Here is a 24,422-nt window from a genome sequence, read left to right on the forward strand (position 1 = left end):
GCTACCAACCTCCAGATATAGTGATTTGATTTGGCGTAGAAAAGTAATTATAGTACCGAGATTACATCAATTTGGGATAATTCCGGGGGCAATTACATATTTTGTTAAGGAACAAATAACGAAATAAATTGTAAGCAGAATAATGATGGTACTAAAATGTGCTCTTTTTCGCCACTTGTAATAAAGTTTATCTACTTGAGGCTTGAGCCATTGAATGGTGATAACAGATAGAAGTCCCCAGACAATTGCTGACTGCAGGCAAATACGCCCCTGAAAATTCATGAATTCATGGGAATAATTCCAGTAAGAATGATGGAGAATGTCGGAACAGAAATAACTGCCCAAAAGCTCAAAAAGAGTCATGAAGCTCATTCCCCAGAAAAACAGCTTGATTGGTTCATTTTTTAAATGTCGAAGCGAGTAAATAATTAAAATTGCTCCATAGCCGTACATATCAATTACCGGCAATCCCCAGATTACACGCATGCTTCCCAGTACTGAATCTACTGGAAGGTTAGGTAAATAATAGTGAAGGTCTCTGTAGGCAAAAAAGAGTCCTCGAAAGGTGAACTCATGGAAGTTGATGAGTACCACTGTGGTTTCAAAAAGCCAGCCAAAAAAACCGAAGACGAATAAGTAAGTTAGTAGCTGGATGTAGTGAAAGGTTTCTAAATCCTCTATAATTCTTTCAGCAATGGACAGCTCGTTATTTTTCATAATCGTATCCTTTTCACATAAAAAGTACTGTAATCTGTGTGGTTATCCTGTAGTCGGCAAAGTGAAATCGATTGCGGATTCAGTTATCTACCAATGGATAAGAGTATAGAGTAATCAGCCTGTATGGTGTTCCTTCCGCTCTTGCTGAAATTGGTAAATCCTTCTGATACCACGCCAGCAGTTCAACACGACTAGCAAGAGACCCATAATCAAAGGAAGCCATAAAATCTCGGGAGAGTAGCCAAGCTGAAGCTCTAAATGTGTATCTGCTGACCAGAATTCCTGAAGCACCTGAAAGCTGAAAACGGTCAGAAACGAAGCAATCAATAACAGAATGAATCCAAGATAATATTGAATATGTGATTTTTTTCTAATCCATTCAACGATTAAGTAGAGAAGAATCAAAAATAAAGGAACGCCGAAAGCAAAATAGCCGTTGAGCATGATTTTTCCTCCTTGCAATCAAATTATGCAGTATTTTTCAGGGTGGATATGAATAGGCAGACCGCTAAAAAACTCTTCTCCTTATGATACCCGTAATCGTCATAATTTTCAAAAAATCCCTTTTCTAGTCGCTTGAAATGACAAATCGGTGTTTTTTTTATAGACTGGAGATAACGAAGGGGGAGAAACAGTATGCAGGCATATGAAGGGCCAATCAAAACAGCTATTTTTATTTTTCCATTTTTGGCATTTGCTATTTCATTTGTTTTCATCATTTATGAGTATAGAAAGTATGGAACCTTTCTATTTCGAAGAGCACTCATTCTTTATTCATTTGTCTTCTATTTATTGTGTGCATATTTTCTAATTATTTTGCCATTGCCCCCTCGAGCGGAAGTGGCTCATTATACGAGCCAGATTATTGAACTACGTCCGTTTTATACTGTTGTTCGCTTTTTAGATGAGACAACCTTAGTTCTGGGGAATCCCAGTACCTATCTTCCCGCATTAAAGCAGGGTGTTGTTTTAGAGCCGCTCTTTAATATTTTATTGCTAGTACCCTTTGGTATTTATTTAAGGTATTATTTCAAATTCTCGTTTAAAAAAGTTGTTTTTTCAGGATTCCTACTCTCACTCTTTTTTGAGTTGACACAGCTTAGCGGATTGTATTTTATCTACCCACGTCCTTATCGTTTGGCAGATGTAAATGATCTGATTAATAATACATTAGGTGCTGCGATTGGATACGCAGTGACCCCGGTATTTACATTCTTGTTGCCGACACGAACGGATATTGATGAGGCTGCGTATAAAAAAGGACAGGATGTTACTATTTTTCGAAGGTTTGCTGCATTCATGATTGATTGGATAATGATTTGGTTCGTGTCGTTTATACTTGAGATTTTCCTGCAGCTGATTCCTCAATATAAAGCATGGGATGCACAGGTTCATGTGTTTGACAGCCGTTGGATGTTCTTCCTCACTGTTTTTTTAGTATTCATGGTGCTTCCTGCCTGTTGGAATGGGCAGACGGTTGGGAAAAAGATTGTACGAATCAGAGTGATGGAAGAAGGACAGCCTAACGTTCGTTTTCGGGCACTATTGATGAGATATGGCTATTTTTATTATATTTTTAGTCTTAGTTCGGCTTTTTTAGCCTATGCTTCAAATTGGCTGAACTCAGGCAATCGTTGGCTTCAAATTGTCAGCTTCATTTTGACGATACTTTGCTTTTTGTTGAACACACTTTTTGTTGTTAACATTGGCTACTCTATTTTGAAGAAAAGAAGACGGCTATTTTATGAGAAAGCCAGTCACACTTATACTGTCAGTACAATTAAGGTAAAGGAAAAGTTTGAAAAAAGCAGCGAGCTAGACTGAAATTTATGTTATAATGCTTGAGGACTTATATACAAGAGAGAAAAGAGGTGGGCAAGTGAGTTCATTTGAGCAGTTTCAATTTCAGCCTTTTATTATGAAGGCGATAGAAGATAAAGGATTTAAGGCGCCAACAGAGGTACAGGAAAAATTAATCCCTGTGATTAAAAAAGGGAAGAGTGTTGTTGGCCAGTCGCAGACAGGTAGCGGGAAAACACATACCTTCTTATTACCGTTGATGGATAAAATTGACCCAACAATAGATGAGGTACGTTTAGTAATCACGGCGCCAAGCCGGGAATTAGCTGGACAAATTTATCGGGAAGCCAGTCAAATTGCACAATTCAGTCAGCCGGAGTTACGGGTGTCGAATTTTGTAGGCGGTACAGACAAGAAGCGTCAAATCGGTAAGCTTGAAAATCAACAGCCTCATGTAGTGATTGGTACGCCCGGACGTATTTTAGACCTGATTAATGAGCAAGCCTTAAAGGTTCATACTGCTGACTATTTTGTTGTTGATGAAGCAGATATGACATTAGACATGGGATTCTTGGAAGAGGTGGATCAAATTGCAGGACGATTGCCTGAACATTTGCAGATGCTGGTATTCTCAGCAACTATCCCGGAAAAGCTGAAACCATTCCTTAAGAAGTACATGGAAAATCCTGTTGTTGAGCATATTAAACCGAAGGCTGTTATTTCAGAAACAATTGATAACTGGCTGGTTTCAACAAAAGGAAAAGATAAGAATCGTTTGATTTATCAGCTGCTGACACTAGGTCATCCGTATTTGGCGATTGTGTTTGCTAATACGAAGCAGCGAGTAGATGAAATTACGGATTACTTAAAAAAACAAGGCTTGAGGGTTGCGAAGATTCATGGGGATATTACTCCGCGGGAAAGAAAACGTGTGATGCGTCAAGTCCAAAATCTGGAATTCCAATATGTTGTAGCAACAGACTTGGCTGCTCGTGGGATTGATATCGAAGGGGTTTCTCATGTAATTAATGCAGAAGTTCCGGCAGAACTGGACTTTTTCATTCACCGTGTTGGACGAACAGGAAGAAATGGACTGGAAGGTACAGCGATTACCCTTTATGACCCAGCAGACGATTTAATGATTTCTCAAATAGAACAACTAGGTGTGAAATTCTATCCGAAGGAAATCAAAGACGGGGAAATTGTCGAGACCTACGATCGAAATCGTCGAACAAAACGAGTGAAGTCTAAGGATGAGTTGGACCCAACATTGATTGGTCTGGTCAAAAAGAAAAAGAAAAAAGTTAAGCCTGGTTATAAGAAAAAAATTAATTGGGCAATCGCTGATAGCAATAAGAAAAAGCGTAAGGTAGAGCGTCGACAACAGACGCGTACTGCGAGAAAATCGAAGAAAAATTCAAATCAGTAAAGAATTGAGTTTACTGATTTGAACAGGTTGCAGTAATGTGAACTGTTAATAAGAGGTTCTGAGTATTGCCGAAGAGGCGAACAGCTCAGAACCCTTTATTTGTATAAACATATGATTGAATATACTATAGAAAAATCAGGCGATTTCCTGAATGTTTCTCGCTTCGTTCTATGCTATAATAACCAAGTTAGTATGAAAATGGAGGAAATACAATGGATGGCATCCTGCCTTTATGGAAAGAAAAAGGAATGACCAGTCATGACTGTGTCTTTAAACTACGAAAAATTTTACATACAAAAAAAATTGGTCACGGTGGTACGTTAGATCCTGACGTTTCCGGTGTGCTTCCGATTTGCATCGGGAAAGGTACAAAGGTAATTGAGTATATGGTTGATTCAGGAAAGACCTATGAGGGGGAAATTACCTTAGGCTTTTCGACAACAACCGAAGATATCAGTGGAGAAATTGTTGAGCGAGAGCACTTGAGCAAGCCCTTCACCTTTGAGGAAATTGACCAGGCAATGCAACAAATGACTGGTGAAATTACACAAATACCGCCTATGTTTTCGGCGGTCAAGGTTAATGGCAAACGCTTATATGAATATGCCAGAAATGGTGAAGAGGTCGAGCGTCCGCAGCGAAAAGCAATGATTTATTCCTTTGAACGGACTAGCGAGCCTGTTTTCAATGAGGAAGAGGGCACACAAAGCTGGGGATTCAAGGTTGTTTGCGGAAAAGGAACCTACGTCCGTACCCTCTCAGTTGATACCGGAAAGGCGTTAGGTGTGCCGGCGCATATGTCTGAGCTGGTTCGTACAGCCAGCGGGGGCTTGAATCAAGAGCAATGTGTGACTTTATCTGAGGTTGCGGAAAAAATGGAACAGGAAGCAATTGCAGATGTTCTGCTGCCTATTGAAATAGGTGTTTCCGGATTTCCCAGAATTGATTTAACGGATGAACAGTATAGTAGGGTAAGGAACGGTGTATTTCTTAGCAGAGAAGAGCTGGGACTGTCTGAACCGGTTGAAAGCCTGCTTGCGTTCTATTATCAAGGACTCGTTGTCAGTCTTTATCAACAGCATCCGGAAAAGAGCAGTATGCTGAAGCCAAGCAAAGTGCTGAGAAATAATTAGAGAAAGAAGTTTTGTGTGATGAAAATTATATCCATTCGTCATCCGTACGATTCAACACAAATACCAAACGATGACGTCGTAATGGTTTTAGGTTTTTTTGATGGTGTTCATCAAGGCCATAAGAGAGTGATTCAAGCAGGGAAAAAAATTGCTGAGGAAAAAGGATTGAAGCTGGCGGTGATGACATTTAATCAGCACCCATCGATTGTTTTTCAGAAAATCGAGCCTCAGGCAATGAAATATTTAACTAGCCTAAAGCAAAAAGAAGAACGGATGGCTGAATTAGATGTAGATATTCTGTATGTTATTGACTTTACTTCTGATTTTGCTAAGCTGCCTCCACAAGAGTTTGTGGATCAATACATTGTTGGCCTCCATGGAAAAGTTGCAGTTTCAGGCTTTGACTATACCTACGGACCACGGGATATCGCTGATGTTGCGCACCTGCCGGAGTATGCACAAGACAGATTTGATATTGTGACCGTTCAAAAAGAGGAGCTGGATGGTGAAAAAATCAGTTCTACTCGAATTAGAGAGATGATGGAGAGCGGCAAAATGGAAGAGGTAACAGAGCTTCTGGGCTATGTTTATGAAACCGAAGGAACAGTGGTTCACGGAGATGCTCGTGGACGTGAACTGGGTTTTCCAACAGCGAATATTCGAGTAAAAAGCACGGTACGTTTGCCGCGGATTGGTGTCTATGCTGTTCAAATCAAGATTGGCGAAACTTGGTATGCAGGAATGGGCTCGATTGGGCACAATGATACCTTTGGTGAAGGTCGTGAACTGACGGTAGAGGTCTATATCTTAGATTTTAAAAAGGATATCTACGGTGAACAGGTTGTGGTTCGCTGGAATCATTATTTGCGAGATCAGGTGAAATTTGATGGTGCTGCTAAGCTAATTGAGCAATTGAAACAGGATGAGGCTGATACAGCGGCTTATTTTGACTAAAGTATTGAACCCTCTGATGGAAATAGCGTATTTTTACAGCTGTTTTCCCATCAGGGGTTCTTTTTTTTGGGTCAGTCTTGAAACCAACTGTCAATTTCTTTTCTATCATAATCTAAAATATACTTTTGGTATTTTTGGTAATAAAAGGCAGCCGTTTCTTTATCCGGTGACCAAATATCACACCCGCGATCATCATAAATATGAAATAGCAGTTTTTTAGAGGAATTATAAAAGAAGGTTCGCTCAGTGATTTTAGGTACCAGAGGATTTAAGCTGTGAAAATCCGAATATAAGCAGGCTGTAATCAGCTTATTCAGATAGAGGTCCTTACGTTGAACTGAAAACAGTAAAATACCTGTCACGCCATCATAATAGTCGCTGAATGCTTCGGTAGTAAAATAATCAATGTGGCGAATACGATTTCTTTTCAAAAATTTTTGAAAACGTGTAACATGACCATATTCCGGAATGACAATTCCGATAACTACTAAGTCTTCTTCGGCAAAGATATCCGCAGTAATCGCTTTGGGAAGCCACGAGATAGCTTGAATTGTCTGTACCGCACCATGGCTGAAATCAGTTGTCAGTTCTAATCGAATATTGTATTTTTCTTTGTATGTATGGTGTTTTCTTAAAAAGAGCTTCTTTAGTTCATCCAACATAATGGCCGCCTTTCGATTTTCATTTGATACACTATACATATCAGGAATCTCTTGCTATTTAAGAGGGTTCTTTCAAGCGATGTTGACAATGGGCATCAATGGTTTGATTGTATCAAAAGAAGTATTGATAAACAATCAGAGGGAGGAAGAATTCCAGCGTTTGAAAAGGCGCATTTCCTATTGCAAGCACAAAAACAGATTGACAAGGGCAGACATTTCAAAGAATATGGAAGAAACGCACAAATGACGTGTGGTATTCTTGCTTACGAAGATTTGAAAGATATGAAAGGTCTTCTTCCTCCATAGGTAGTCTCTTTATCAAAAACTGTTGATATTGCTTATATTAGGGAAGAAAAGCATTCAGAAGTGGGGAAATTAGGATGATAGTACAGCTAATAATCGAGAAAACATAATCAATAGATGTGACAGCATTAAGGTGTCACGCCATAAAAATGCAAGGTATTTTATCATAGTTGAAAAGAGATGGGGAAAAGATAGAATGAAAAGGGAATATATTACGATAAGTCAGTCACCTGCGATTGTCTTTGGTGAACAGTCGGAGAAGGTTTTTCTTTTTGTTCATGGTCAACATGGCAATAAGGAAGAGGCGGAGGCCTTTGCGCAGAAAGTCTCGATTAAAGGGTGGCAGGTAGTGAGTATTGATTTGCCGGAGCATGGTGAGAGGAAGAAGGAGCAGGGGTTTGTACCATGGCTTGTTATTCCTGAGCTTCAAGAGGTCTGGCAATATATAGAGTCGAGATGGCATCAGGTACGCTTAAGAGCTAACAGTATTGGTGCTTGGTTTAGTATGCTCGCTCTGTCTGACAAGTCCATTGAACAAAGCTTGTTTGTTTCTCCGTTGGTGGATATGGAGCAGTTGATTCTTACCATGATGAGCTGGGCTGGTGTGTCTGAAGATCATTTGGAGGAAGAAGGCATCATTCAAACAGACTTTGGTCAAGAGCTTTCTTGGGCGTACTTACTCTATACACGGCAATATCCTGTAAAAAGCTGGAAGAGTCCAACGTCCATTTTGTATGGAGGGAAAGACAATCTGACAGAGCGTCATATAGTTGAGAAATTCTCTTCAGCATTTGACTGTAAGCTTACAGTGATGGAAGAAGGGGAGCACTGGTTTCATACAGCCGAACAATTGGATTACTTGAATAAATGGTTGGAGGCAGAGTTGACCTTACTGGACTAACAGAAGAAAACGAAAATAACACGATACGACTTCTCAAGATGGGAAGTCGTATCGTGTTTTTCTTCTCTCTAAAGTCAGAAAAAACTTCAAGAAAAAATCTATTTAGTTACATTCCGTCCAGCATTAGCTTATACAAAAAAGTGGAAATATCTGACAGTGTATTGGCGGATAAAACGAGTCATCGTTTATCTTTTTTTTATTTGAAAAATTTCGAATTTCCTAACAATTATTAGATTCAGTGTGTTATTTTAATAATAGTGTATAGGAATTTTGTGTTAGATTATTAACAGAAAAAAATAAAAAAATGTGTCATTATACTTTCTTAATTCAACTAAAATTGAGAAATAAAAAATATCTAATAGACAGATTATTTTATGGATTTTCATGATTTGCTCATTTTATGACAATATCATTCTAACAATCCGTTCATTTTCTGTCAAGAAAATCTCAGAAATATTTTTTTGTATTTGTTTTAATCTAAAAAAAGAAACAAAATTCAAATTAAATGCAGAAATGATGTGAAAAATATGAAATAAGCCGTCAAAAAGATTGTCAAAAAATAATTGAAGAAAGGACGCGGTTATTTTGGCGAAAAAAGGTGAAAATATTTATAAACGAAAAGATGGTCGCTGGGAGGGTCGTTATATTAAGACTCGATCAACCAGTGGGAAAATCGTCTATGGTTCAGTTTATGGAAAAAGATATACCGAAGTCAAAGAAAAACTAATCCAAGTCAAAGCGAAGCGATTAGAAAAAAGCGGGCCGCTTAATCCGTACTATGGTTCTTTTGGGGATTGGCTGCAATACTGGGTAACAACACAGGTGAAAAACAAGGTGAAGCCTACGACCTATTCTAATTATTACCGCTTAATAAAGAAACATATCCTCCCTTTGTTAGGAAACTATTCTCTAACAAAGCTGCAGGCCAAAGATGTTCAAAATTTTATTTATGTTCTGCAAAAGGACCTGACTGCAGGATCAATCAAAAATGTATTCAACATTGTTAAAAAGTCGCTGTTCGATGCAAAAAGACAATCCTATATTTCGGAAAACCCCTGCGACTTTGTAGAGCTGCCAAAAATGCGAAAAAAAGAAGTTTGTGCGCTAACACTGAATCAACAGAAGCGCTTGGAGATTGTCGCGTTTCAGGAGGAAGGCTGTTCACCGGTCATTCTTTCCCTGTATTCAGGAATGAGAATTGGGGAAATCAGCGGCTTGAAATGGTCTGATATCGACTTTGAAAATGAACTGATTTACGTACGTCGAACGATAGCCAGAGTTTTGGATGAATCATCTGGAGCATCTAAAACAAAATTAATCGAAGGAAGCCCCAAATCAAGATATTCGGTTCGGCAAATTCCCTTAGCCTACAATCTGAAAAGCTATTTATATGACAAAAGCAGGGGGGCGACCTCTGACTATGTGATAGGGAACGGTCGTGGTTTGGTGGAACCTCGAACAGTAACCAATCACTTCAAAAAAAATCTAAAAGCTGCAGGTTTGGATAATGTAAAATTCCATATTCTGAGACATACATTCGCAACTAGATGCATAGAAAAGGGCATCGACATAGCCAGTTTAAGTAAAATACTTGGGCATCAGTCAGTAAAAATGACGTTAGATACTTATACCGATTCACTAATGGAGACTAGGAGATTAGCCATGGCAACCATAGATACTATGTTTCATGAGTCGTTATAACACGTCAGAAAAGTGGTCACATTTTCTTGAAACGCTTGGTATCTGTCGGTACAAAAAGTTTTTTCTCAATTTTAGTTGAATTAAGAAAGTTGTCAACTAATTGAACTGGGGAGAAAATACCAAAGAAGAAATTATAGTATTTGATTTATTTAATTGCAGTTATTGGATATCTGATTTTCAGAAACAAAGAGAATAAAATTAAGTTTTGGATTGGAGCAGTGATAGAGAATGTTTGGACTAGGGAAGCGTAAAGATAATCAGGAATATGATGAAGTGTACATCTATGAAGACGAGGAAGATTACGGAGATTACGCAGATTACGAAGAAGAAGAATATGACGAACAGCCTCAGTTAAGCTCAAAGAAAAGAAAAAGTCGGGAAAGTCGCCCTCAGGAAGACCGCCATCAATATGAGGAAGCAATGATTTCTCGCCAAGAAGAAGGCTTTAGACAGGAGATTGATCATTTGGAGGATACAGTGGAACGTTTGACAGATCAATTGGAAGAAAAGCAAGAGGAGCTGTATCGTCTTACCAACCTATTAACCGAAAAAGAGAGCAAGGCAGATGCCGTGTCAAGTGCGTTGCGTAAGCAACTGGATGAAGAGATTGCTCAAATCCGTAGTGACTCAGAAGCTGTATTAAGAGAGTACAAGAATCACATTGAAGGGCTGGAGGATGAACTGGCTGACCGTAAACAACAAGTCAGAAAGCAGGATCACCAAGTAGATACAGTTAAGCACACCTATGAAAAGAAAATAATTAGTCAGGAACAGCAGATTAAGGAATTGCAAATTCAATTGCAGCAGCAGGAATCATTGAAGAGTGATTTAGCGAACATCATTATTGAGACCAAAGAGCAGCAAAAAGAAGTCGTTGCTCGTGCCCAATGGGAAGGAAATCAAATTCGCGAAGCCGCTGAAGCTGATGCCCACAAAATACTGAATGAATCTGCTGTAGAACTGCACATGATTAAGCAGGAAGCAGAAAAATACCGCGAAAGACTGGTTGAAATGAAGCTGGAATCAGATCATACATTTGACCGACTAATTGCCAGTGCAGAACGAGTGAGTCATCTGGAAATACGGGGAGGGAAATTTGCCAGTGAAGAAAAAAGAACTGCAGGTGACCATCTACCCGATATCAGCCCCGTCAACAGACGAGCTTCTTTATGAAACAGAAATCTTAAAAGAAGTTTGCCGAACTTGTGAAACTCTTCATTTGGAAAGGCAGTATCAGGGGAAGTATGTACATGAACAGGTCAATGAGCGCTTTCGAGCTATGTTTGAAGTCATGACAGCTGTCCACCATATGGAGATTTCAATATTATCAGGGAGATTAGATTGGGAGCGGGCTCTGCAGGAATTAGCAGTTCTGCTCCCTCAGTTTGCCTGGCTAGGCTGTAAAGTGGAAAAAAGGAAACATAATCGACAATGTTATTATATAGAGTTTGTACCGATTGTATACAAACCACAGGGCTTTCCCTTTGATATCCAACTAAAGGCAAGTATCCAGCAGCAACTGTTTTACTCAACTGAGGAAGCAGTAAAAGCTTTGTGCAGCCAAATTGAACAGCTATTAGTAGAGAAAGAGCTATGGATGTCAGAAGAGGTCTCAATAAGCGAGACAAAACTTTTTTCTTCAAAAAAAATTAAAAACGATGCGCCGCCGATTTCTCAAGAAACTGCCAGTATGGAGAATCAGCTGCTAGTTTGTCGAGAAGAAATCAAACGTACCGCCTATTCTAAAGAACGGATGCGCATTGCCAATGAAAAATTAGAGCTATTAATAGAAAAGCTGGAGCAAACGATTGTTGACTGTGGAATCAGTTATTTAAAGCAACCGGAGGAAGGGGAAAATACCTCTCACTATTTACGTATCAGCTTAAGAGAGTATGCCTACCTAAAACAAAAAGCTAAGGATTTAGAAAAGCTATGGCTGTGCAATAAAGACCTGCTGAAAAAGGCAGAGGAATTAACAGCAAAAAATGAATCAAGATACAAGAAGAAGGAAATTGAGCAATTGCGGGAGATGATATTTGAGAGTGATATCTATCTGGTAATCGAAGAGTGCCGCGCCATTGATACAAGAGCCGTCATTAATCAATCGCCTTGGTTTCGACAGCCTTATGTCAAACTGATGCAGGGAGATTACCGCAGCTTGCTAAGTAAAGCAGCCTATTTTGACTTATTACAGGGAGAAAACTATTTTTTAAGGAAATTGATTTATGAACAGGAATCTGAAGCAGTCTGATAGAAGCGATAGAACGCTTGAAGAGCTATTGATGTCTTAAGAGAGGCTGCAGGAGTTTAGGAAATGGGATTACTTTGAAACATGGTAATGGATAGGGGGAATAACATGTACACAGTTGGTGTCATCAATATCAATGATAAGCTAAGTGACAGATATATTAATGAGCTGTTGGATAACAACTATAACGTGCTATTTATGGAGGCAGACGAGCTGTTAACAAATATGGAGACATTTGATGCGATACTTTTGCATTTCCATGAAGAAAATGAAGAAGTACTTTGGGAAATCTGCAACTTGGTCTTTCAAATCAAAGAGAAATCAAATGCCTTTATATGGACCTTTTCGAATCAAATCGTGGAGATTAATAGACTGGTTTATCTAAAGCTGGGCGTTCATGGCAATATTCCGGCTTGGAGCACACCAACAGAGCTTGAGCTCATTTTACATAATACACTCAGCCATTATAAATCTAGCTCTGTGAACCAATTGGCACAGTCTGAATCACAGACTGCGGAGCTTTTGACGATTTATGAGCGTAATCGAAGTATCCAGATAAACGGAGGTATCGAGATTGGACTGACGAAGCTTGAGTATCGTTTACTGACCATTTTATGTAGTAAAAAGGGTGAGATTCTCGGATATGAAGAGCTGAGAAACTTTATTTGGCAAGAAGAGGATGTAGAGTCCTATCGGGCACGACTCGCCAATCTGGTTTTCTATTTAAGAAAGAAAATTGAAAAGCATGCGGACTGTTCAGAATTTATTCAAACAATTTGGTCTAGAGGCTATATGCTTGATATCGAAATTGAACACGCTTCAGCTTGTTGAGCAATCGATTCATAGAAGGATTAATTTAGAAATAGATTACTTTTAATTGTTTGAAAATTCTGGAAATTTAGCGAACCAAAAAATAGGAACAAATCAGTTGTTTTCTGTTTACGTTCAGTATGGAAAAGGAGTTAAGAACATGGATAGACGAGGCATTCAGGTGAAGCGCTACACGCTATTATATTGGTTGCATTCTATTACTTCGCTTGTACTGCTGTTTATATTTAGTATTGCATTTTTCTTTTGCTATTTTACCGGCTTTCAAGAAAAAATGACTCTGGCACATTTGGTTTTACTGATGTTGTTAATACTATTGGCGATTTTTTTTCGAATGAATGCCTGCCATTATCAAACCTTCTTATGGAAGGAAGCAGAGGCAACAAAAATAAGAATAAGCAGAGAACGAATGCAGCAGCTGAGAGGGGACAGACGGTTCTATGAATAGAAAAGCAAAATATCTGGTTGGGGGATTGACCTGTGGTGCCGTGCTGGCTATTGGCATGAAATTAACCCCAGGACATTTGATGGCGATGGAGCAAATGCAAACTGAAAGTAGCAAAACAGACGAGACAGCAACAAGTATGGCAATGGACAGCTATGTTGAAGCTGAGCCAATTGAAGAGAGCAGCTCTTCGGAAGAAATTGAGTACGTGGAAACGACAGAATCATTGACATCTTCTGAATTCGAAGAACCTCATTCATCAACCGATGAACCAGTAAGTCCCTCGACTACGAGCGAGAGCACTGTTGAAAAAACGCCGGAAAGCTCGTCTGATTCTGCTGGACACATAAATATTGTAGAAAACCAGCCTGTGCAAGAGCAAGTAGAAGAGCCCAGCATAGATTTATCAGAATATCTGCCGGGGATTGCTGAAACCGTAGAGGTAGAAGAAAACTATCAGTTTTCAGTAGTAAAAAATCAAAGTACAGGTGAATTTGTTGATTCAATCAGTGAGTTTGCTCAAGAGATTGCTTGGGAAAATGATTTATACGCATCTGTCATGATTAGCCAAGCAATTCTTGAAACCGGCTCTGGCAGCAGTAGTCTTTCAAGTCCGCCAAATTACAATCTATTCGGTGTGAAGGGAAGCTACGAAGGCAAAAGTGTTAGTTTTTCCACGCAAGAGGATAACGGCAGCGGCAGCTTGTATACCATAAAAGCCAGCTTTAGACGATACCCAAGTTATAAGGAATCGTTAGAGGATTATGCGAAGCTGCTGAAAAATGGAATTGATGGAAATAAGAGTTTTTATGATAAGACATGGAAATCCAATAGTGAAAATTATAAAGATGTGACTACTTTCCTAACAGGTAGATATGCAACGGATACAAAATATGGCAGTAAGTTGAATGCATTAATTGAGGCATATGATTTAACACAATATGATGCAAAACCGGGAACCAAAAAGCAATCAGAGAAGACAAAAGAATCAGAAGAAGCCGATAAAAAGGCAACAACGACCAAGAAAAAGAAAAATTCTTATCAATCCAAGGAGCAGGATGAGAGCGAAGATGACGGGCGTACGGAGACAACTGCTAACAAAACAACGTATACCATCAAAAGCTGGGTAGAAGAAAAGCTGTCCATTTTTAAACAGCCCGCGAAAGAAATTCCCGGCAGTCAAAATATTACGACGCCGATTATTGATAACGAAGCATCAACTGCTGTGAAGGACAAGAAACATGAGTAAGAGTATGTGGCATCAGAGGAGTATTTGGGGTTCTGAGCGACGTGAAAGGAAATAGGATGAAGAAGCTTACGCTTAATCGAACGAGACAACGGAATAGAAAAGAGGCAGTTTGGGAAGATGAACATGGCTTTTCATTATTGGAAGTTCTTTTTGCGATTGTTCTTCTAGGCGTTTGCTTCCTCTTCATTGTTTCAATGATTTATCAAAACAGGCAGGCAATCCAGCTCAACAAAAAAAAGGAAGAAGCAATTTTTGTGCGCGAGGATGTAAAAGAATGGTTGGGCTATAAGGCGCAAATACAGGATATAGCTAATTTGAATGCGTTTGTCTTTGTGGAATCCTCGGCTGCTTTTACTGGAGAACAGATGGAGAGAAGAAGCCACTTGATTTTAGATAATTCCGGTATTCAAAAGGAATCTGGAACAAATAAAGCAACCTATGGTGAGCTTGAGATGCCGCTCAGTGATCCTGACCGTGGCACATTTATTCGAAAAATCAATTATCATCTGACCGATTCTGATTTTTTACCTGAGTCACTGCGCTCGACTGTCAATCAATTATACATAGGGCAGTATATTAGTCATTCCGGTGAAGAGACTGATTTTTTGGTGGAAGTGATTGTGCAGCGAAAAGCCGGACTCGTTGACTACAATCCGCGAACAGATGGAGTGGGTCTTAGTATCAAGGTCTATGACAAAAAAAATGGCAATTTACTAACGGAGACTTACATCAATTGGGTGGCGGAATCCTAGGAGGGATAACTTGAGAAAGCTAATAGAGGATGAGCGAGGCTTATCTTTAATGGAACTAATTGGCGCTATTATCCTTTTTGGACTGGCTTCTCTGCTGTTCGGCGGTGTCTTGTTCAGTATCGCCAAAGCCTCGGAAATACAAGGGCAGCAGGTAAATCTCCAACAAACTGCCAATGGCATGATTGCTCAAATGGAAAGTATCAGTAAAATCGAAAACATTTATGAAGAAGCTGGTTATCGCGGAAAATTCAATAGTAGCAGCTGGACAGATACACATATTATAAAATCTCTTTCAGAGGATAAGCTGACAGAGCTTCAGCCTTTTTCTCAAGGAGAAAATCCGTTGTATCTTTCAGATATTTTGGATACGACGAATAAGCGAGCGATGAACTACCAGGTCAAGGCGAAGCAAATCAAAATCAAACTGATACAGCAGAAAAATGAAAATGAGAGCACGAATACTATTTATGCAACACCAAATTATCGAGATACATTCACTATTCAGACGAGCGGCATCATTCTTTTTTATGAAGGGGATATTTCTTTTGCCGACTATTACGAGAGCAGTACAGGGCTCTGGGCAATAGAAGAGCTTTTAAAGCAAAATGAAGCAGAAATTGTCTATAGCAGAAGATTTGTTTTGACTTATAGAGACGATGAAAAGGCAAGTGGGGAGGTTCCGGGAAATGGAAGATGGTAGAGATGAAGGCGGCTATGCGCTGTTGTATGCCTTAGGTGCAATTATATTGGTCAATTTGATTATTGGCGCCATCTTTGTTTTGGCGAGAACCGTCTTTTTTCAAGTCGAACAGGTTGATACGTTCAAACAGGTAAAAGATGTTGAAGAGTATGCGCTTCAGGAGGCTGGCGGCAAAATCAAGAAGAAGCTAGAGGCAGAGCTGGCTGATTTGGGGGCAGGAATTAATTTCGGAACGGATGAGGTAACACTTAGGAATCTTGTGAAAAGCTGGATTGTTGATTTTGAGTTGGCTAATGAGGATATCGGTAGCAAGGAGCAATTCTCTTATAAGGTTTCATTTAAAAACAGTGAGCTTACAGCTAAAAAAGTTCTTCCTTATGTGTTAGATACAGAGATTGGCAGCTACGGTTGGAAACAATCTGCGGTTTCCTTGGATAAAGTGACCAACATCGAGTTGACCTTTCCGATTACAGCCGAAATTACAGAGGAAAAAAATGGAAAAACCACAACAGCAACTGCAAGCTGTGACTATATTTATGAAATTCAGTGGGATGAAGCAGATGTCAATGAAGAGATTTTAGCGTTGGATGTTTGGCGCAACGTCTTCTACTCCTATTATTTACCGAATAGTGCTCAAGCAATTTCGGCGGATGAATGGATGAGGAAGTTTGATCGAATCTATCGGTATCAAACTGACAGTCTTCTATTTGACTATACCTCTTATAATAATTCCACTGCTTTTCAGTATGGGCAGGTAAATGGACAGGTGGTGGATGTTCGAGATGGCACTTCACTAGATTTCTCAAGTGGTGATAAGACAATTCGTGACATTACTTTTTCCGGTTCCTTCTTTTTGGAACATGGAGTAACAATCAAGGGAGCAGCCAGTGGTCGACTTCAAACAAATAATTTATTCGTAATGCGTAATTCCGCTGATTATGCCTCTCCTCAGTTAAATTATCTGCAATTAAATCAAGTATCCGCCCAAATTGGTACATTGATAGACCTGTCGAGAGAACAATCACGTTTGATTGTAGATACACCTCGATTTGATACAGGAAATCTCTTGATAAACAATACGAACACGGTGAAAAAAGAGAACAGTTCCTCAGAAGGCGTCCTATTTTCCAAGGGAGATTTGATAATTGATAAGCTTGCGGGTTCAGAAGCCTTCTCTTTCGCAAATTATGCAGTAGAATCTGGAAAAAATAATCCGAAAGACAACTTGTGGAATGAATTCCTGAAAGGCTCTATGGTAGTAGCCAGTTCTAATTTATTTGCCGGTCCGGTGAGTGAAGATGCTTCACTTCATTCAGAGCAGGACGATCATCGAAACATCTCTGTTAAGGGGAACTTTCTGTTAACAAATGCGATGCTATCGAGTGAATCAGGAGAAGAAGGGTTTTCTTATTTCAAAGAAAGCGGTGATTTTACTCACCCAAATACACCATCTAAAATCACCTTGGATGGCTCGGACACTAAGCTGACGGTTTATGGAAAAAGTTTTATTGATTCTCCAAAAACGGAACGTAGAAAAGCGCTCACAGAAGATGGTGGTACAGCCTTTAATGGCTTTTATAAGGATAAAGAATCTTGGAATTGTATCACACTTAAAAATGGTGCCAGCATGGAGCTGGATTATACAGGGGTTGAACCCTTTAATCTTGATATTCAAAAAGGGTCCTATTTATCCTTAAAAACCTTGCCGGAATTAGCATTATTCGATACCAGTTTTATTGAGTACAGTGTCAGCCGCAGTCAATTAAATGGCAAGCTGATTATACAGCCTTTTAACAGAAGTGATGCATCAAATTTGGAAGCTGAATTGAGAAGCAGCAGTATCCCTGTTGTCATGACAAACAGCTTTGCTGAAGCAGTTGCAGCGGATGATGGACAGGTAGTGATTGTTCAGCCGGTAAATACATCAAATAAGGATTCAATTCAAATGATTTCAAGAACCTTTGAGTATGTTAAGACGATTGATTATTAAGCGGTTCAGAATCAGGTCGTTTGTAAGAATCAAAAAAGAGTAATATGCAGCGACACAAGTAAGAGTATATTCCAAGTGAGGAATATATCAGCGATAAAGGAGCGAGTGGGTTGAGCTATGAGGAACGATTAGGTGGAAAAACTAGATACAGAGCTGATAGATCCGAGCCGGAAAAGCGGCCTACTGTCAGTCAATCGATTGACCTTTTTAATACGGAGTTAGATAAAGGGCTATTGGGGTTAATACCGAGAAGCTTTGCCAAGGAGCACAGTGTTTTTCCAATTAGAAGAAAACGAAATCGTTTAGTCGTTGCTATGGGTAATCCAGGCGATTATGCTGCATTGAACGAGCTGCGCCTAACAACTGGTCTGCTGATTGAACCGGTTCGAGCCAATGAAGCAGATATTCAGCAGATGATTGTTCGTGATTATCCATCTGATATTAATATTGATGGGTTGTTCGAAGCAGATATTCCCGATCAAGCCACCTCAATGCTTAGTGAAACGGGCAATGATGATTCACCGATTATCAAGCTGGTTAATACACTTTTGCAAGATGCTATTGATCGGCGAGCCAGCGATATTCATTTTGATCCGCAGGAAAAATATCTTGCTGTACGTATCCGTACAGATGGAGAAATGAAGGAGCTGAAGATTCTTCCTAAAAATGTTCAGTCTGCGGTGACCTCCCGCTTGAAAATTATCTCATCATTAGATATTACGGAAACGCGGGTTCCTCAGGATGGTCGAGCCATGCTGAAGAATGGACACAAGATTATTGATTTGCGGGTATCAGTATTACCTACAATTCACGGTGAAAAAATCGTTATTCGAATTTTGGATCGATCAATCGGAATTCGTAAACTGGAAGATTTTAAGTTCAATCCGAAAACCTTAACCGATTTTCGCAAGCTGCTGAAACAGCCGCATGGCATCATTTTGGTTACAGGTCCGACTGGTTCAGGGAAGTCGTCTACTCTTTATGCCGCTTTAGGTGAATTGAATCAACCGAATGTCAATATCATTACTGTTGAAGATCCAGTGGAGTATCAGCTGGAGGGCATCAATCAGGTTGCTGTGAACAGTAGTATAGGTTTGTCTTTTGCCAGTGGTCTACGCTCCATTTTGCGACAAGACCCGAATATCGTCATGGTGGGAGAAATTCGAGATGGAGAAACAGCCGAGATAGCAATTCGGGCATCAATGACTGGACACTTGGTGCTGTCAACGCTGCATACGAATGATTCCGTCAGTACAGTCAATCGCTTAGTAGATATGGGTGTAGATTCCTTTCTGGTAGCGAATTCTCTGGCAGGCGTTCTAGCACAACGACTGGTGCGAACGATTTGCTCTAACTGCAAGCAGGAGGAGCATGTGACGAATAGAGAAGCTGCTTTTTTAGAGGAGTATCAGCTTCATGCAACACGACTGGCTAAAGGAGCAGGCTGCGCCAAATGTGGGTACACAGGATATCAAGGACGGATGGCTGTTCAGGAGCTGTTGGTAGTCACTCCGGAAATGCGACGAATGATTACTCGCCAGGCTTCGAATGATGAGCTTCAGAAATATGTGCAGGATTTAGGGATGAAGTTTCTGATTAACGATGGTCTGGATAAGGTACTGGCTGGCTATACGACAATTGAAGAAGTCCTAAAAGTAGCGGCAGAAGAGTCATAGATTTTTTATGAATGGGGATAAGAGGTAATGAGAGACGAAGAAATAAAACGGTCCAAAAGATACAGTGAAAGAACCGAGAAAGAATTGGAGGATATTTTGGATTCACGTCCTCCCTATCGTCCACGTCGTCAAGGCGTATCAGATGCTTTAGAAGGGCGATCAAGATCAAACGAATCCTATAAAAAGCCCAACTCACCAAAGCAGCAGCTTAATGCTTGGCTGCAGCGTGCGGTGAAATTGGAGGTATCGGATATCCATTTGATTGAGAATATACCGCCAATGTATCGCTTGCATGGCGGATTACAGGCGATTGAAGGAGCCCCTACATTGACATCAGAGCGAATTGCAGCTATGGCAGAAGCAATCTGTACGGAAAAGCAGTGGCAAGAATTCAATCAAGCCGGTGAAGTCGATTTAGCCTATGAACTGAAGGATATCAGTCGATTTCGGGTGAACATCTTCAAACAGCTAGGTGCAGTGGCCATTGCTTTGCGGCAAATCCCAATTGGTATCCCTTCTCTTGATTCGTTGGGAGTGCCGGATGTTTTACGCCGTATGATTCATAAAAGTCAAGGTCTGTTCTTAGTGACAGGTCCCACGGGTTCTGGGAAATCAACGACACTTGCAGCCATGCTGGATTATCTAAATGATTCAAAAAAGACACATGTTTTAACTTTGGAAGACCCCGTTGAGTATGTTCATAACCATAAAAAAAGCATTATCTCTCAAAGAGAAGTTGGTCGGGATACGGAGTCATTTTCTAATGGCTTAAGGGCTGCTTTACGGCAAGACCCAGATGTCATTTTAGTTGGTGAAATGCGTGATTTTGAGACGATTTCGATTGCCTTAACAGCAGCAGAAACCGGGCACTTAGTCTTAGGAACACTTCATACTTCAAGCGCTCCATCTACGATTGAACGGATTGTTGATGTCTTTCCGTCGGAACAGCAGTCGCAAGTGCGAACACAGCTGGCCGGAGCATTAGTTGGTATCCTGTCGCAACGATTATTACCAACGCGCGATGGGAAAGGACGAGTAGCGTCGACTGAAATGCTGGTAAATACAAAAGGGATTGCGAGTATCATTCGTTCAGGGAAAACCCATCAAATCAACAATATGCTGCAAATGGGGAAAAGTGAAGGGATGCATACAATGAGTAACTCCATTCAACGACTTATTCAAACTGGTCGGGTAGATGCCGATATCGCAGCAACCTATCTCGAAGAAGGGAGCGATTTTTAGTGCCTTTATTTACCTATCAGGGAATGAGCTATAACGGAGAAAAATCCCGCGGAAGTATTCGAGCAAACTCAGCCATAGAAGCCGGCAATCTTTTGAAAAAGAAGCATATTAAACCGCTCTCTCTTGTAGAGCAAAAGGAAACGATGGCAAATAAGGAGTTGGATTTTTTTTCAAAAACCAGCTTAAAAGTACTCGTTGCTTATTTACAGCAATATTCTACTTTAATTAATGCCGGGATTACAGTACTTGAAGCTGCCAATATGTTGGAGGAGCAACAGCAGGATAAAAAGTTCAAAAAAGTATTGTCAGAAGTGAAGCAGGATTTGGAGGCAGGACATACGCTTTCAGACAGTTATCGCAAACACCCAAACTCATTTCCACCATTATTGGTGAACGTGATTGCTGTAGCAGAAATATCCGGATCATTGGAGAAAAACCTGCAGCAAATGGCTAGATACTATGAAAAAAGTGCCGAGAATCGGAGCAGTATTATTACAGCGATGATTTATCCAATTTTGATGTTGATTGCTTCGATTGGTGTCGGGATTTTCCTAATGATTTCAATTGTTCCGATGTTTGTCAGTGTATTTGAAAGTTTCGATGCAGAACTGCCGGCAATCACCAAAATAACAATGAAAATCAGTGAATTTCTTCAAACAAAAGGAATTGTCCTTTTCTTAGTGATTTTTCTCATTTGGCTAGGAATTTTTATCGGGAAAAAGAATGCTTCCTTTCGCTTGCAGTATGACACCTTTAAGCTGAAGATTCCCATTTTTGGTGAGTTCATCCAAAAAAGTTATTTCTCCGTGTTTATGACGACACTTTCTTCTTTGCTGTCTAGTTCAGTTCCGATGGTGACAGCTTTATCTATGAGTAAAGAGGTTGTGAATAATAAGTTTATTCAGAATATGGTGATGCAGTGTGAGATAGAGGTGGAGCAGGGCGGAAGGTTAAGTAATGTATTTTCTCAAAATTGGGCTGTTCCGATATTGGCAACTCAGATGGTAAAAATTGGAGAGAATACTGGTTCGCTTGAAGACATGCTGGAAAAACTCAGCAAAATTTTTGAAGCGGAAGCAGATGAAATGAGCGTGCGTATCAAGACGATTATGGAGCCATTGGTCATGCTGATTATTAGTGGAATTGTCGGGTTTATTGTAGCGGCAATTATGATTCCAATGTTTGCTATGTATGGCTCTATTCAAGGATAACGAATTGTCTGAGTGTACGTTAATTAAAATATCTATCGTTCCGATTTCAAGGAATAAAACAAAAAGAGTTATTAACTGGGAACCTGGACTTCCAGATAATATATACAAAATAAGAATCACAGAAGGAGATTTATCAAATGTCAGAAGTTTTAGTGTTACAGGAAGAAAGCAGAATGAGTCGTCTATTAAAGGACGAACGTGGGATGACTTTAGTTGAATTGTTGGCTACAGTTGTTATTTTAGCAATCATCGCAGGTATTGGGATTGTTGCAATCGGAAATGTTATTCAAAATTCACGTGAGGATGCTGCTGTGTCAGAAATTCAACAAGCAATGAATGCAGCGAATCTTTATCAATTAGATCCAACAGTAACAGGAACAACTTTCCAATTAGATGCCGTTCAATCTGCTGGGTATTTACAGCAAGTTGGTAATTGGAATGACTTAACATCAGTTATCTTTACTGTTGCACCTGATGGAAGCATAAGCATTGATGTACCTGCAGGACAATTGTCTGCTGGTAACCTTACAAGTGAAGCGTTTACTGGAGATGCCGATGCGGTTGCGACTCTAAAAAGAGGCGATTTATTCACTCATTAATTTGAACAGCTGACTAGTAAGTGTTTAGCATGAAGAAGGAGTTTTTTATGAATATATTGAGTTACACCATATCTGCAAGAATCGTTTATTGCTATATATTTATCATAGGAATGTGTCTGGGCTCGTTCTTCATGGTTGCTGGTTATCGAATCCCAAGAAAGGAAACATTGATGGGGCGTTCTCATTGTGAGGAGTGTCAACAGGAGTTAGTCTGGTGGCAGCTGATCCCCGTCGTTTCATATGTCTTTTTAAAGGGAAAATGTGCCTACTGTACTTCAAAGATAGGGGCTGCTGCTCCTGTTTTTGAAGTGCTTGCGGGCATACTATACATGGTTACAGCCATCATCTTTGATTTATCTCCTGAGGTGCTGGTAGGCTGGACACTCATTTCATTGCTATTAATCATCAGTGTTTCTGATGCCTTGTATCAAATAATTCCCAACAAAGTATTGTTGCCGTTTTTTATCGCAGCAATTCTTGAACGAATCCTTATTCCTCAAAATGATTATTGGTGGTATCCGTTGGCGGGTTTTTTAGTGGGCTTTGTACCCCTCTACCTTTTAGGAGAAGTCAGTAAAAATGGTATGGGTGGCGGTGATATCAAGCTTTTTGCTGTATTAGGTATCTTTTTAGGACCTGTACAGGTATTTCTTTCATTGTTTTTATCCGCAGTAATTGCTCTTGTTTTTGCCATTATTATATCTGTTTACAAGAAAGAAAAGCAGAAATATATCCCGTTTGGACCATTTATCGCTATTAGCTCGGTACTTGTTTACCTTTTTTCAGGAGGATTGATAGGGTGAGCATGGAAATTATTTTATTTTGAAAAAAGGCAGGTAGGAAGATGTTTGGAAAAAAGAAGCACACGGCAATTGGTATCGATATTCAGAAAAACGTTTTGAGGTACTGCACAATAAAAGGCGGTCAATTTGTTTTTGGCGAAAAGGTAACAAACGGCTCCATTTTCAAGGATGGAAAAATTAGAAATCCGGAGGAGTTTATCCATACCTTACAGCAGGTCGCAGCGGAAGTACATATGAGAAATCCGGAGTTTATTATTTCTGTGATGAACGGTAAACTTCTGATTCGACAAATTCCTTTAGGAAATATGAAAAGTGAGAAAGAGATTCGTGAGTTCTTGTATTTTGAGTTAGGTGACTCCATTTCCTTGCCCTTTGAAAATCCTATATTTGATTTATTAATCTTGGAACAGCAAAGCAAAAAGAAGCTGCCTAAGAAGAAAGGCAAAGTGACTCAGGAAAAAAGCTCGCGAAGAGCAGTAAAAATTCAGCGAAATCGTTTTGCTGTCAATGGAAAAGTTCCGGTAGTGATTACCTCGGAACCAATTTTAGAAGAAATTGGCTACCTTATTCAGCGTAGCGGAGGACAATTGATTGGTGTTGATTGCAGTGCTTTAGCCTATACTCGTGTATTGCAAAAGCGTATCAATTGGGGTCAAAATTTTGTTTTAGTAGAACTAGACTCCGGAACGGCAACTATTACGATTTTTGAACAGTTAGTTCCCGTTTACGTGCAGTATGAGGAATACAACCAAGTGAATTGGCGCTATATTGAACATGATAAGGTTGCCAAGACTGAGTTCAATCATTCAGTTGAGCTTGAAGAGCTTGACAAGCTTGGACGAACAATTGATAACGTTATTCGTTATTTTGAAACAGAGATATCTCCCGGTAAAGAGCTGGTACAGATTTACGTCGTTGGCGGTCATCCATTGTTGAGTGATGAGGTCGTGGAGATTATCCAAGAAACAAATGAACTGCCGGTAAAGGACCTGCAATCACCGCTGCGAGTTGCAAATCAAAAACGTTTGCCTGAGCGCTTTTTATTGGCTGCCGGTTTGGCAATGAAAGAGGTTTAACCG

23 protein-coding genes are annotated in these 24,422 nt (G+C 39.8%); 20 read left to right on the forward strand and 3 right to left on the reverse strand.

All coding sequences use genetic code 11. From position 1 onward, the window contains the following. Positions 1 to 66 precede the first annotated feature (66 nt). Both IW510_RS13715 and IW510_RS13720 read right to left on the reverse strand, forming a co-directional pair. Positions 67 to 717 (reverse strand): putative ABC transporter permease, encoded by a 651-nt coding sequence (locus IW510_RS13715; protein WP_202060574.1) that lies wholly within the window; start codon positions 715 to 717, stop codon positions 67 to 69. Positions 718 to 831: 114 nt separating this feature from the next. Next, a complete protein-coding gene (locus tag IW510_RS13720; protein WP_202060576.1) occupies positions 832 to 1,161 on the reverse strand; it encodes a hypothetical protein in 330 nt (109 codons plus the stop codon). A gap of 192 nt (positions 1,162 to 1,353) precedes the next feature. Between IW510_RS13720 and IW510_RS13725 the strand changes: the two genes are divergently transcribed. The 4 genes from IW510_RS13725 to ribF all read left to right on the forward strand — a co-directional run bounded on the left by IW510_RS13725 (position 1,354) and on the right by ribF (position 6,033). After that, the gene (locus IW510_RS13725; protein ID WP_202060578.1) at positions 1,354 to 2,541 is read left to right on the forward strand and encodes a VanZ family protein; all 1,188 of its coding nucleotides are present in this window, start codon (positions 1,354 to 1,356) and stop codon (positions 2,539 to 2,541) included. A gap of 13 nt (positions 2,542 to 2,554) precedes the next feature. Next, entirely contained in the window at positions 2,555 to 3,946 is a 1,392-nt protein-coding gene (locus IW510_RS13730) for a DEAD/DEAH box helicase (RefSeq protein WP_202060580.1), read from the forward strand. A 212-nt stretch (positions 3,947 to 4,158) separates the two neighbouring features. Further along, positions 4,159 to 5,079, forward strand: coding sequence for a tRNA pseudouridine(55) synthase TruB (truB, locus tag IW510_RS13735; protein ID WP_202060582.1), 921 nt, complete (start codon positions 4,159 to 4,161; stop codon positions 5,077 to 5,079). Positions 5,080 to 5,097: 18 nt separating this feature from the next. After that, positions 5,098 to 6,033, forward strand: coding sequence for a riboflavin biosynthesis protein RibF (ribF, locus tag IW510_RS13740; RefSeq protein ID WP_202060584.1), 936 nt, complete (start codon positions 5,098 to 5,100; stop codon positions 6,031 to 6,033). Positions 6,034 to 6,104: 71 nt separating this feature from the next. On the opposite strand, the gene IW510_RS13745 is transcribed toward ribF, so the two are convergent. Next, complete coding sequence (locus tag IW510_RS13745) at positions 6,105 to 6,734, reverse strand: DUF3885 domain-containing protein (protein WP_202060586.1); 630 nt, start codon at positions 6,732 to 6,734, stop codon at positions 6,105 to 6,107. 460 nt (positions 6,735 to 7,194) lie between these two features. Here IW510_RS13745 and IW510_RS13750 point away from each other — a divergent pair, with 460 nt between their 5' ends. The 16 genes from IW510_RS13750 to pilM all read left to right on the forward strand — a co-directional run bounded on the left by IW510_RS13750 (position 7,195) and on the right by pilM (position 24,419). Beyond that, the gene (locus tag IW510_RS13750; protein WP_202060588.1) at positions 7,195 to 7,899 is read left to right on the forward strand and encodes an alpha/beta hydrolase; all 705 of its coding nucleotides are present in this window, start codon (positions 7,195 to 7,197) and stop codon (positions 7,897 to 7,899) included. A gap of 585 nt (positions 7,900 to 8,484) precedes the next feature. After that, entirely contained in the window at positions 8,485 to 9,600 is a 1,116-nt protein-coding gene (locus tag IW510_RS13755) for a tyrosine-type recombinase/integrase (protein ID WP_202060590.1), read from the forward strand. Positions 9,601 to 9,828: 228 nt separating this feature from the next. Then, positions 9,829 to 10,773, forward strand: coding sequence for a hypothetical protein (locus tag IW510_RS13760; protein ID WP_202060593.1), 945 nt, complete (start codon positions 9,829 to 9,831; stop codon positions 10,771 to 10,773). Then, on the forward strand, positions 10,703 to 11,851 hold the full coding sequence (locus tag IW510_RS13765) for a hypothetical protein (protein WP_202060594.1): 1,149 nt from the start codon (positions 10,703 to 10,705) through the stop codon (positions 11,849 to 11,851). Before IW510_RS13760 ends, IW510_RS13765 begins: the two co-directional genes overlap by 71 nt. A gap of 105 nt (positions 11,852 to 11,956) precedes the next feature. Then, positions 11,957 to 12,679: a winged helix-turn-helix domain-containing protein gene (locus IW510_RS13770; protein WP_202060596.1), complete on the forward strand. Its 723-nt coding sequence runs from the start codon at positions 11,957 to 11,959 to the stop codon at positions 12,677 to 12,679. 139 nt (positions 12,680 to 12,818) lie between these two features. Next, positions 12,819 to 13,124 carry a hypothetical protein gene (locus tag IW510_RS13775; protein ID WP_202060598.1) on the forward strand — a complete coding sequence of 102 codons (306 nt, stop codon included), beginning with the start codon at positions 12,819 to 12,821 and terminating at the stop codon, positions 13,122 to 13,124. Continuing rightward, on the forward strand, positions 13,117 to 14,370 hold the full coding sequence (locus IW510_RS13780) for a glucosaminidase domain-containing protein (protein WP_236674752.1): 1,254 nt from the start codon (positions 13,117 to 13,119) through the stop codon (positions 14,368 to 14,370). Before IW510_RS13775 ends, IW510_RS13780 begins: the two co-directional genes overlap by 8 nt. 56 nt (positions 14,371 to 14,426) lie before the next feature. Then, complete coding sequence (locus IW510_RS13785; protein ID WP_202060600.1) at positions 14,427 to 15,122, forward strand: prepilin-type N-terminal cleavage/methylation domain-containing protein; 696 nt, start codon at positions 14,427 to 14,429, stop codon at positions 15,120 to 15,122. 10 nt (positions 15,123 to 15,132) lie between these two features. Then, on the forward strand, positions 15,133 to 15,822 hold the full coding sequence (locus IW510_RS13790) for a PulJ/GspJ family protein (protein ID WP_202060602.1): 690 nt from the start codon (positions 15,133 to 15,135) through the stop codon (positions 15,820 to 15,822). Beyond that, a complete protein-coding gene (locus IW510_RS13795; RefSeq protein WP_202060604.1) occupies positions 15,809 to 17,812 on the forward strand; it encodes a hypothetical protein in 2,004 nt (667 codons plus the stop codon). The genes IW510_RS13790 and IW510_RS13795 overlap by 14 nt, the downstream gene beginning before the upstream one ends. Before the next feature lie 110 nt (positions 17,813 to 17,922). Then, positions 17,923 to 19,488, forward strand: a complete 1,566-nt coding sequence (locus IW510_RS13800) for a GspE/PulE family protein (protein ID WP_202060606.1) — start codon at positions 17,923 to 17,925, stop codon at positions 19,486 to 19,488. A gap of 27 nt (positions 19,489 to 19,515) precedes the next feature. Next, a complete protein-coding gene (locus tag IW510_RS13805; RefSeq protein ID WP_202060608.1) occupies positions 19,516 to 20,730 on the forward strand; it encodes a type IV pilus twitching motility protein PilT in 1,215 nt (404 codons plus the stop codon). Further along, complete coding sequence (locus IW510_RS13810) at positions 20,730 to 21,941, forward strand: type II secretion system F family protein (protein ID WP_202060610.1); 1,212 nt, start codon at positions 20,730 to 20,732, stop codon at positions 21,939 to 21,941. Before IW510_RS13805 ends, IW510_RS13810 begins: the two co-directional genes overlap by 1 nt. Positions 21,942 to 22,078: 137 nt before the next feature. Beyond that, positions 22,079 to 22,540, forward strand: coding sequence for a type II secretion system protein (locus IW510_RS13815; protein WP_202060611.1), 462 nt, complete (start codon positions 22,079 to 22,081; stop codon positions 22,538 to 22,540). Between the two features lie 47 nt (positions 22,541 to 22,587). After that, a complete protein-coding gene (locus IW510_RS13820; protein ID WP_202060612.1) occupies positions 22,588 to 23,343 on the forward strand; it encodes a prepilin peptidase in 756 nt (251 codons plus the stop codon). A 41-nt stretch (positions 23,344 to 23,384) separates the two neighbouring features. Then, positions 23,385 to 24,419 (forward strand): type IV pilus biogenesis protein PilM, encoded by a 1,035-nt coding sequence (gene pilM, locus IW510_RS13825; protein WP_202060613.1) that lies wholly within the window; start codon positions 23,385 to 23,387, stop codon positions 24,417 to 24,419. Positions 24,420 to 24,422 lie beyond the last annotated feature (3 nt).

The sequence above is a fragment of the Enterococcus sp. BWR-S5 genome (assembly GCF_016745255.1).
In the GTDB taxonomy this organism is placed as follows: domain Bacteria; phylum Bacillota; class Bacilli; order Lactobacillales; family Enterococcaceae; genus Enterococcus_L.

Coding starts and splice junctions, on each gene's coding strand:
- IW510_RS13730 (WP_202060580.1), top strand. CDS start 2,555: ATGCTTGAGGACTTATATACAAGAGAGAAAAGAGGTGGGCAAGTGAGT.
- IW510_RS13820 (WP_202060612.1), top strand. CDS start 22,588: ATGAATATATTGAGTTACACCATATCTGCAAGAATCGTTTATTGCTAT.
- IW510_RS13760 (WP_202060593.1), top strand. CDS start 9,829: ATGTTTGGACTAGGGAAGCGTAAAGATAATCAGGAATATGATGAAGTG.
- IW510_RS13770 (WP_202060596.1), top strand. CDS start 11,957: ATGTACACAGTTGGTGTCATCAATATCAATGATAAGCTAAGTGACAGA.
- IW510_RS13750 (WP_202060588.1), top strand. CDS start 7,195: ATGAAAAGGGAATATATTACGATAAGTCAGTCACCTGCGATTGTCTTT.
- IW510_RS13715 (WP_202060574.1), bottom strand. CDS start 717: ATGAAAAATAACGAGCTGTCCATTGCTGAAAGAATTATAGAGGATTTA.
- IW510_RS13785 (WP_202060600.1), top strand. CDS start 14,427: ATGAAGAAGCTTACGCTTAATCGAACGAGACAACGGAATAGAAAAGAG.
- IW510_RS13745 (WP_202060586.1), bottom strand. CDS start 6,734: ATGTATAGTGTATCAAATGAAAATCGAAAGGCGGCCATTATGTTGGAT.
- IW510_RS13775 (WP_202060598.1), top strand. CDS start 12,819: ATGGATAGACGAGGCATTCAGGTGAAGCGCTACACGCTATTATATTGG.
- IW510_RS13725 (WP_202060578.1), top strand. CDS start 1,354: ATGCAGGCATATGAAGGGCCAATCAAAACAGCTATTTTTATTTTTCCA.
- IW510_RS13795 (WP_202060604.1), top strand. CDS start 15,809: ATGGAAGATGGTAGAGATGAAGGCGGCTATGCGCTGTTGTATGCCTTA.
- ribF (WP_202060584.1), top strand. CDS start 5,098: ATGAAAATTATATCCATTCGTCATCCGTACGATTCAACACAAATACCA.
- IW510_RS13805 (WP_202060608.1), top strand. CDS start 19,516: ATGAGAGACGAAGAAATAAAACGGTCCAAAAGATACAGTGAAAGAACC.
- truB (WP_202060582.1), top strand. CDS start 4,159: ATGGATGGCATCCTGCCTTTATGGAAAGAAAAAGGAATGACCAGTCAT.
- IW510_RS13815 (WP_202060611.1), top strand. CDS start 22,079: ATGTCAGAAGTTTTAGTGTTACAGGAAGAAAGCAGAATGAGTCGTCTA.
- IW510_RS13720 (WP_202060576.1), bottom strand. CDS start 1,161: ATGCTCAACGGCTATTTTGCTTTCGGCGTTCCTTTATTTTTGATTCTT.
- IW510_RS13780 (WP_236674752.1), top strand. CDS start 13,117: ATGAATAGAAAAGCAAAATATCTGGTTGGGGGATTGACCTGTGGTGCC.
- pilM (WP_202060613.1), top strand. CDS start 23,385: ATGTTTGGAAAAAAGAAGCACACGGCAATTGGTATCGATATTCAGAAA.